8 protein-coding genes and 1 pseudogene are annotated in these 9,005 nt (G+C 68.6%); 3 read left to right on the forward strand and 6 right to left on the reverse strand.

Annotated elements, in window-relative coordinates:
* A pseudogene (locus tag ACFWPJ_RS16420) lies at window positions 1-765 on the reverse strand (hypothetical protein); the annotation flags it as partial.
* A gap of 3 nt (window positions 766-768) precedes the next feature.
* Window positions 769-1,071 carry a hypothetical protein gene (locus ACFWPJ_RS16425; protein ID WP_378852123.1) on the reverse strand — a complete coding sequence of 101 codons (303 nt, stop codon included), beginning with the start codon at window positions 1,069-1,071 and terminating at the stop codon, window positions 769-771.
* Window positions 1,072-1,295: 224 nt separating this feature from the next.
* Here ACFWPJ_RS16425 and ACFWPJ_RS16430 point away from each other — a divergent pair, with 224 nt between their 5' ends.
* Window positions 1,296-1,919: a DUF3558 family protein gene (locus ACFWPJ_RS16430; protein ID WP_378852126.1), complete on the forward strand. Its 624-nt coding sequence runs from the start codon at window positions 1,296-1,298 to the stop codon at window positions 1,917-1,919.
* Between the two features lie 52 nt (window positions 1,920-1,971).
* Here ACFWPJ_RS16430 and ACFWPJ_RS16435 read toward each other — a convergent pair whose 3' ends face one another.
* From ACFWPJ_RS16435 to ACFWPJ_RS16445, 3 genes are read right to left on the reverse strand one after another with little or no spacing between them, the layout of a single operon-like run.
* Window positions 1,972-2,589, reverse strand: coding sequence for an acid phosphatase (locus ACFWPJ_RS16435; protein ID WP_378852129.1), 618 nt, complete (start codon window positions 2,587-2,589; stop codon window positions 1,972-1,974).
* Window positions 2,590-2,617: 28 nt separating this feature from the next.
* Window positions 2,618-3,856: a hypothetical protein gene (locus ACFWPJ_RS16440; RefSeq protein WP_378852131.1), complete on the reverse strand. Its 1,239-nt coding sequence runs from the start codon at window positions 3,854-3,856 to the stop codon at window positions 2,618-2,620.
* Window positions 3,857-3,891: 35 nt separating this feature from the next.
* The gene (locus tag ACFWPJ_RS16445) at window positions 3,892-5,604 is read right to left on the reverse strand and encodes a DEAD/DEAH box helicase (protein WP_378852133.1); all 1,713 of its coding nucleotides are present in this window, start codon (window positions 5,602-5,604) and stop codon (window positions 3,892-3,894) included.
* 459 nt (window positions 5,605-6,063) lie between these two features.
* Between ACFWPJ_RS16445 and ACFWPJ_RS16450 the strand changes: the two genes are divergently transcribed.
* Entirely contained in the window at window positions 6,064-7,116 is a 1,053-nt protein-coding gene (locus ACFWPJ_RS16450; RefSeq protein WP_378852135.1) for an alpha/beta fold hydrolase, read from the forward strand.
* A gap of 28 nt (window positions 7,117-7,144) precedes the next feature.
* Entirely contained in the window at window positions 7,145-7,834 is a 690-nt protein-coding gene (locus ACFWPJ_RS16455) for a ferritin-like fold-containing protein (protein ID WP_378852137.1), read from the forward strand.
* Window positions 7,835-7,961: 127 nt separating this feature from the next.
* Here the strand turns inward: ACFWPJ_RS16455 and ACFWPJ_RS16460 are convergent, their stop codons facing one another.
* Entirely contained in the window at window positions 7,962-8,819 is an 858-nt protein-coding gene (locus ACFWPJ_RS16460) for a helix-turn-helix transcriptional regulator (protein ID WP_378852139.1), read from the reverse strand.
* Window positions 8,820-9,005 lie beyond the last annotated feature (186 nt).

Raw genomic sequence — 9,005 nt, forward strand, 5'->3', positions numbered from 1 at the left:
CTCCTGGACTGCTGTCGGCAGCGAATCGACCGTGCCGCCCTGGGAAAGGATTCGCAGCTGTTCCTCGGTCAGCGTCTGCGTGGGTAACTGACTCGCGATCCGATCCAATACCGCAGGGTCGCGGGCACTTTCGGGATGGGTGTTGAGGTAGTCGGTGAGGGCTTTGCCGTCTTCGGTCCCGAGGTCGGCCGCGTTGCTCGGCGCATCCGTCGCGGCGTCGATTCCGTCGCCGAGCAAGTCACCGCGAACCCGGATCTCCTGGGCAGCGGTGCTGATCGTGACGCTGACTTCGCTGACCGCGGTCGTGAGAGCGTAGTAGGCGGTATTGATGGCGGCCTGATGCGCGTTCACCTTGTCGATCACAGTCTGACGCTGCTCGCCGGTGAGGGTATCGCCGCTCGTCCGCGCCGAGGACACCACCCAGTTGTCGGCGACCTTCAACGGGATCGGGCACGACGCGTCGTTCTCCGCCTCGTTCACCTTCCCGAGGAGGATCCGCTTCTCGTTCGCGAGCCGTGAATCGGCTGTGCGGAGGGCCGACACGACATCGCTGATCTCCTGCGACAGCCGACGGCCTTGATCGTTCTCTTCAGCGAAGCGATCCGACGCGGCGTTGTAGGCCGCGCCGGACCAGGCGGTATTGGAGAAGTGAGTGAGGATCTGACCGAGCTGACCCTCGTAGTGCTTGGTGTCGGCTTCCAGCTCGCTAGCCCACTCGGAGAGCTTCTCGGGCGTCCATCTGGTGACCTCATCACGAGTCGGCATCTGCTACCCCCGCGCCTTGAAGTCCATCGTATCGAGCATCTTCTTGAAGTCTTGGTCCGTCGAGACGTAGGTGGCTGCCGACACCTGCACGATGTTCGACAGCTTCTGCAGGCGCTGGGCGACTCGAAGCCACGCGCCCTCGGTGAACTCGCCGGTCTGTGCGCACACCTGACCGAGCGAACAGCCCGGTAGTGCAGCGGCGATCTGGTTGCCTGCCGTGCGCACGTCGATCTTGTCGATCTCCTGGCTCACGCTGTCGAGCGTCGTCGCCAGCTTCTTCAACTGATCGATATCAGCCTGGAGCACGTAGCATCCCCCCCGGATTCAAAGTTCCGCGCCGCATCCGGCGAACTGCGACGCATTGACGGTCGCAGATTATCCCGCCGCGTCGTCGGTGACAAACGTCGTCGCCGCGCACCCCGTGACCTCGGCGGCTGCGAGCCCCTACCGGGGACTACCGCACCCTCCGGGCGGTCGATGTCGGCTATGTTCGCAGCGTCGATCGCGATTGATCCGATGGGGAGAAGGCTGTGCGATTCAGTGGTGCTGCACTGGTGATGACAGGCTTTCTGGTCGTGTCCGCCGCCGCAACGGGATGTGGCTCCTCTACGCGTGAGAGCACATCGAACATCCCGGTGGTGTCGTTTGCTGCCGAGGCACCGCAGGGCTACGACCCTTGTCGAGACGTGCCACGGGACGTGCTGGATGCACATCAGTTGCACAGCGAGGAACCGGTATCAGGCAAGGACCGCTTCAGCGTTGGGGGTGGCAAGCCTCACTTGGTGGACTACCGGGGTTGTCGGTGGTTTCGCACGGACAGCTACTGGGTGGAGGTCACGGTGACGGCGCGCACACTCGATCTCGCGCTGTGGGATCACAGGCGCATCAGACCGAAACTGGTAGAGCCGCAGGAGCTCACCACAGACGGCCGACGGGCGCTCGTGAGACGCCCGCAGAATTCCGCGCTGAACGTGATATGCACGGCAAATATTGAGATGAAGGGCGGCAGCCTCGAGATCGTTGTCTATGACAGATCGGTGGGGTTCACCTACGGCATCACTACCGTGCCAGCAAATCCTGGAAGCAACGAAGTCTGCGTGGTGGCACGAAGTCTGACAGAACGGATCGCACCCAGTTTGCCTGCGACTGCCTGACTCTCGGGATCGAGATCGGCGCGGGGTCAGGGTGCCAGCCAAGGCGTGCCGCTCATCGGGTGGCTCCCTCGATCGGTTCGGTGCGGGTGGTGAGGTTGTGGCCCCAGACGGTGTGGGCGTCGTGGTCGTAGCCGAGTTCGCTGATCGCGCCGGTCGACATCGCGAAGCGGTGGCCCTCGGTCACCGCGAATTCCGCCCAGCGTGCGATCAGTACGCGGGAGAAGTGGCCGTGGCCGACCAGCACCACATCGCGCTCGGACAGGATCGGTTCGACGCGGCTCAGCACCCGGTCGGCTCTGGCGCCGACCTGCTCGGCCGTCTCGCCGCCGGGCACCGGGGCGGTCCACACCGTCCAGCCGGGGACGGATTCGCGGATCTGGACGGTGGTCAGGCCCTCGTAGTCGCCGTAGTCCCATTCGGTGAGGTCGTCGTCGATCTCGGCGTGCGCGAGCCCGGCCAGTTCGGCGGTCTGCCTGGCGCGCAGGCGCGGGCTGGTGAAGACGAGCGGATCGCGCAGGTCGAGCGACTTCAGAACCAGTCCGGCCGAGCGGGCCTGTGCCTCGCCGAGCGGCGTCAGCGGCAGGTCGGTGTGGCTGGTGTGCCGTCGCTGACTTGACCAGGTGGTTTCGCCGTGGCGCAGCAGGACCACTCGGGCGTCGGAGGTGGACATGGGTCCATCATGGCAGGCGGTGTCGTCGTCAGCCGAGGGCGTAGAGCTGTCCGCCGCGGCGCTCGAACACCGTCGAGCCGAGGACCGCCGTGGAGATCGTGCCGCCGCTGTAGTCGCTGCGCTGGACCGGAATCCGGGCGACGGTCTCGCCGTTGGCGGTATCCACCGCGAGCAGGCCGTCGGCGACCGGGACGAGCAGCCTGCCCGCCATCAGCGCGGGCGTGCCCAGCGCGCCACGGACCGTCCATACCGGCTGCAATGAGCTCGCGCTCAACGCGATCAGGCTGTCGCCGGTGAAGACGTAGATCGCCGAACCGAGCCGGGTCACCGTCGTGGTGCGCTCGTTCCACGGCGCGGCCAGCTGGTGCACCGCGGTCTCGTTGCCGGTGCCGTCGTGCACGGCGATCCTGGCCGGCTGGGCGAGACCGGTGGCGGTGGCTGGGGTAGGTGGGTAGTAGACGGCGATCTTGGTGTCCGACACCGCGATCACGCGGACCTCGGGGGAGTCGGCGCCCGGCGCGGTGAGTACGCGCGAGCCGTGCTCCTCGGGATTGGTCGACTCCTTGGGCGCCGGGTTGAGCACGGTCAGCCGGGCGGACGGGTCGTCCGGGCAGCGCTCGAGCACCGCCAGCCGGGACGAACTCGACGCGGCCGAGTGCAGCGTGCACCCGGTGCGCGGCTGGGTGTTCGGATTGACCGGGGCGTCGACGTAGCCGTATTCAAGGGTGCGCACCAGATCGGAACGCCACATCTCGAGTCGGTCGGAGCCGAGGGCAAGCAGGTAGGTGCCGTCGCCGGAGACCCGGATCTCGTCGTCCATGTAGCTGCTGCGGGCGACCCTGCGCTCGCCGGTATCGGCTTCGAGCATCGTCGTCTGGCTGCACCCGCGCTGATCGCGGTAGGTGGCGATCACGGCGCCGAACTGGGATTCCACCGCGCACAGCGGCATGTCACGGCGATACCACCACAGCTGCTTACCGGTGACCGGATCCCGGCCGCTGACGGTGCCGTCGTCGCCGGTCACCGCGACATTGCCGGACACGAGCGCCCGGCTGCTCGCCCCGTCGGCCGCGTGCCACAGCTCGCTGAGCGTGGCGGGCAGCTGTGTCGCCGCGGTCACCGTCGGCGCGGGCGAGGACGCGGTGACCGAATCGGTCCCGGTGACATCGGCCCGCGCCCACACCACGATCGCCGCCACCACGAGGGTGACGGCGATCGCTACTGCGGCAAAGATATCGGCGCGCGTCCGCCGCTCGGGTGCGAGCACGAGAAGGAGTGTACGCAGTGCCGGGTTGTGGCTGGCTAAGCGTCGACCGTCACCGGGCTGTCGGCGGCCGGAGCATCGGCGGGCTTGCGCCGGCGGCGACGGCGAGCGGGCTTTGCCTCGGCGGATGTGTCGTCCGCTGCGTCCGGTGCCGGATCCGCCGGTGCCGATTCGGCTGCGGACTCGGTCGCGGTTGCCTCGCCGGGCTCGCCCGCCTCGGCGGGCTTGCGGCGACGGCGCCGACGGCGAGCCGGCTTGTCGCCCTCGGTGGTGTCGTCGGCCTGCACCGCGTCCTCGGCGCCCGCTTCGGTCGTGCCCGACTCGGTGGCGGCCGCGTCGGCCTTGCCACCGCGGGTGCGGCGACGGCTGCGGGTCGACTTGGGACGCTCGGCGCGCTCCTCGACCACATCGCTTTCCTCGCGCACCGGCTTCGGCTTGCGGACGATGCCGGTGACGCCCTCCGGGATGCCGAGATCGGAGTACAGGTGCGGCGAGCGCGAGTAGGTCTCGGCCGGATCGGGGATGCCGAGGCCGAGCGCCTTGTCGATGGAGGCCCAGCGGTGCAGCTCGTCCCAGTCGATCAGGGTGATCGCGACGCCGGTGCGCCCGGCGCGGCCGGTGCGGCCGATCCGGTGCACGTAGGTCTTCTCGTCCTCGGGGCACTGGTAGTTGACGACGTGGGTGACGTCGTCGATGTCGATACCGCGCGCGGCGACATCGGTGGCGACGAGCACGTCGATGGTGCCCTTGCGGAACTTGGTCAGCGCCTTCTCGCGGGCGATCTGGCCCAGGTCGCCGTGCACGGCGCCGACCGCGAAACCGCGCTCGGCCAGGTCGTCGGCCACCTTCTGCGCGGTGCGCTTGGTGCGGGTGAAGATCATCGTGGCGCCGCGGGACTCGGCCTGCAGCACGCGCGCGACCAGCTCGCTCTTGTCCAGCGCGTGCGCGCGGTAGACGAACTGCGCGGTGCGGTCGTGCACCGCGGAATCGTTGGCCAGCTCGGCGCGGATGTGCGTCGGCCTGGTCAGGAACGTGCGGGCCAGGGTGATGATCGGGCCAGGCATGGTGGCCGAGAACAGCATCGTCTGACGCTTGTCGGGGACCATCGCCAGGATGCGCTCGATATCGGGCAGGAAGCCCAGGTCGAGCATCTCGTCGGCCTCGTCCAGGACCAGCACGCCGATCTTGCCGAGGATGAGGTGGTTCTGGTTGGCCAGGTCAAGCAGACGGCCGGGGGTGCCGACGACCACGTCGACGCCGTCGCGCAGCGCGGCGATCTGGGTGTCGTAGGGGCGGCCACCGTAGATGGCGGCGACCTTCAGCGAACCCTGGTGGTTGGTCAGGTACTTGCTCGCGTTCTCCAGGTCCTTGGTGACCTGGATGCACAGCTCACGCGTCGGCACGATGACCAGCGCGCGCGGAGTGCCGTCGAGCGGGGTGGTACCGGTGTCGGCGGTGGCGATGCGGTGCAGCAGCGGCACGCCGAAACCGAAGGTCTTGCCCATGCCGGTGCGGGCCTGACCGATGAGATCCTCGCCGGCCAGTGCCAGCGGCAGGGTCAGTTCCTGAATCGCGAAGGTGCGTTCGATCCCGATCTCGCCGAGTGCGCGCACGATTTCTTCGCGCACGCCCAATTCGGCGAAACTCGGCGGGATATGGGTGTTGTCCAGCTCGGCCGTCAGGAGGGTGTCGGTCAAACCGGGTTCCTGTTCGACAGTGATCTTGCTCAGGGTTCGTGCCTTCCTCGTCATTGCATCTCGCACGCACGAGGTGGGGCGGGCCGGTCGGCCCGCGACGACCACATATCCGCCTGTGATATTCACCGGGCCTGCACCGAGCGCTATCGCGTCATCGGCGCGGCACATCGGTGATGCGGATTCGGTGCGCGCACATTTTCCGTGGACATCGCCGCCGTCCGCCCGCGCTGAACGCCGGTGGAGCGCAGCGCCCGCGAGAGCGGGAGAGTCGCGCCCGCAGAGTCTGCCGGGGCGAGGAAACTAGCGTTGTCCACGGTGATTGTAGCGTGATAATGTTCGCAACCCGAATTTCGGCCCGCCGCACAGCGCCGCAAATGCCCGCGCGACGATCGCGATCCCGGGGTCCGGCGGTGTGTCACAGCGCAATTCGGCCGACCCGGATTTCGCGCGTGTCCTTGGGTGTAACAGAACTCACCTGGTACCGCCGGTATCAGGTATGCGACATTAGTTGTCGTGAGCATCACCGACACCGTCACCACCGCCGCGCGCAACGCGTGGGCGCTGAGCTTCGGCGCGGGCATCGAACCGCCGAACCCGGCCCCCTCGACCGTGCTGTGGGACGAGCCGCATCGCTTGCTGCGCCGCTACGAATCCGAATCCGCTTCCACCACAACGGATTCCGCGGTGCTGCTGGTGCCGCCGCTGGCCGCGCCCGCGACCTGCTTCGACCTGCGTCCCGACCAGAGCCTGGCGCGGCACCTGGTCTCGACCGGCCGCTCGACCTACCTCGTCGACTACGGCGACATCTCTTTCGCCGATCGCCGGATGGGCTTCGAGGACTGGGTCACCGACATCCTGCCCGAGGCGATCCTGCGCGCCAGCGCCGATCGCGGCGGCGCCCTCGTCGACCTGGTCGGCTGGTCCATCGGTGGCGTGTTCGCCCTGCTCACCGCGGCCGCGAACCCGGAACTGCCGATCCGTTCGGTGACCGGCGTCGGCGCGCCTCTCGACTACAACAAGATGCTCGGCATGCCACAGCTGCGCGCGGTCGCGAGCCTCACCGGCGGCAAGGCCACCACCGCGTTCGTGCGGGCCGCGGGCGGTATCCCCGCGCCGCTGGTCAAGATCGGCTACCGGCTCGCTGCCTTCGAGCGGGAGCTGGCACGGCCGATGTTCCTCGCGAGCAATATCGCGCGCACCGAGACGCTGGCCAAGATGGAATCCATCGACCGGTTCCAGGCCGCCATGCCCGGCTACCCCGGCCGCTTCTACGGCCAGATCTGGGGCCGGTTCATCCTCGCCAACGACATCGGCAAGGGCAAACTCCAATTGCGTGACCGCACCGTCGAACTCGCCGACGTGCGGGTGCCGGTGCTGCTGGTCGGCGGCACCGCCGACGTGATCACGCCCAAGGCCGCCGTCGAGGCGGGCCTGCGCACCCTCACCGGTTCCCCGTCGGTCACCTACGAGATCGCCCCGGGCAGCCATCTCGGCATCCTCGCCGGGCCCGACGCGCGCGATACAACCTGGATCTACCTGGACAAGTTCCTGGCGGAGCGCGACTGATCATCGGTCGGGACTAAGGTCTATATCCATGGGAGCACAGACCTCTGCCGCGCCGGATGTTGTCTCGACCGAACCGCTCGCCGCGGATCACCCGGGGGTGACCGAGCTGTTCGCCGTCGTCGCCTACGGTGAGATCTCCGCGTTCTACCGGCTGGCCGAAGAGGCCAAGCTGGCGCCGTCGCTGCGCGGCCGGGTGGCCGTCGCCAAGATGGCGGCCGCCGAGCTGGCGCACTTCGAGACCCTGGAAGCGGCGCTGACCGCGCGCGGCGTCGACGCCGAGGCCTCGATGGCGCAGTACCAGGGCGCGCTGGACTCCTACCACGCCTCCACCGACCCCTCGACCTGGCTCGAGTCGATGGTGAAGTTCTACGTCGGCGACGGTCTGGCCGCCGATTTCTACAGCGAGATCGTCGGCGTGCTCCCCGCCGAGGTCGCCGACGTGGTGCGCGATGTGCTCGCCGAGACGGACCATTCGCAGTTCGTGGTCGACGAGGTCCGCAGCGCGGTGGCGGCCAGCCGCTCCGAGCGCGACCGCCTCACCCTGTGGGGCCGCAGGCTCCTCGGCGAGGCGATCACCCAGGCGCAGTACGTAATGGCCCAGCGCGACGAGCTGGCCGAACTGGTCCTCGCCGCGACCGGCGACCTCAACGGCATCGCGACCCTGTTCGACCGCATGCAGGAACGCCACGCCGCCCGCATGGCCGAACTCGGACTGTAGCCGCCTCCCCGGGACTTCGGCCGACGGCTGAGGGGCGCGGCGCGTTCCTGATCGGGCTTACGGGCAGGCGTGGGGGCGGGTTTTGGGCGTGCCCGGTGAGTTACCCATGTTCTTGCGAGATCAGGCGTCACTCGCCGACTGCGTGACCTGGTACCAGACGTAGTTCTGGTGCGCGGGCGGCGGCCTGGCGCGGTAGCCAGATGACAACTTGCTGGTCGCGGTCGGCCGCCAGGGTTTGCACGGTGAAGGTCAGCGTGCCGCGGCTGGGGTGTTCGAAGCCGAGGAGGCTGGGGATGTCCTCGGCCAGGCGGTGTGGTTGCCAGCGGCGGGCGAATTCCGGTTCGGTGCACAGGAACGCGATGATCGCCGCGATGCGTTCGTCGTCGGGTCTGCGTAGCCGGGTTCGGGCGAGCTGGTCCGCGAGGTAGTCGGCGAACTGGGCCCAGTCGGTGACCGTGGTGCGGGCCAGTGGATGACGGAAGGTCCAGACGGCCAGGTTGACCTGGTCCGGGTCGTCGAGCAGGCCGAGCGGGGCGACCAGGTCTTCCCACGCGGAGTTCCAGGCCAGCACATTGGCGCGCGGGCCGAGCGCGAACGCGGGCGTCGGGGCGAGCGCGTCGAGGACGCCGCGCAACGCGGCGGGCACCTGATCCAGGACCGGATCGAAAGCCGTACTCGGGCACCGTGATTCGCTGCTGGTGGTCAGTGCCAGCCAGCCGAAGTGGGCGCGTTCGGTGTCGTTGAACCGCAGCGCGGTGGCGAGCGCGTCGACCACCGCCATCGACGGATTGGTGTCGCGGCCCTGTTCGAGCCGGGCCAGGTAGTCGGCGCTGACACCGGCGAGCACGGCGACCTCCTCGCGGCGCAGGCCGGGAGTGCGGCGCCTGCCGCCGCCGGGCAGGCCGACGTCCTCGGGGCGCAGCTCGGCGCGACGGGCGACGAGCAGCTCCGCGAATGCCGAACGGGCACCCGGTCGATCTGTCATGTCCTCGCCTGCCATATCTCGATAGTGCCCGGTCCCCGACCCCGCAGCCACGCCCTGCCGGGTCCAGGATAAGCGCGGTCTGGTTAACGGACCACGGTCCGGTCAGGGTGGAGTCATGACTTCCTCGACACAGACCCAGAAGCTGACGACAGGATCCTGGGCGATCGACGCCAGCCACTCCACGGT

Source organism: Nocardia sp. NPDC058497 (assembly GCF_042720195.1).
Taxonomy (GTDB): Bacteria; Actinomycetota; Actinomycetes; order Mycobacteriales; family Mycobacteriaceae; genus Nocardia.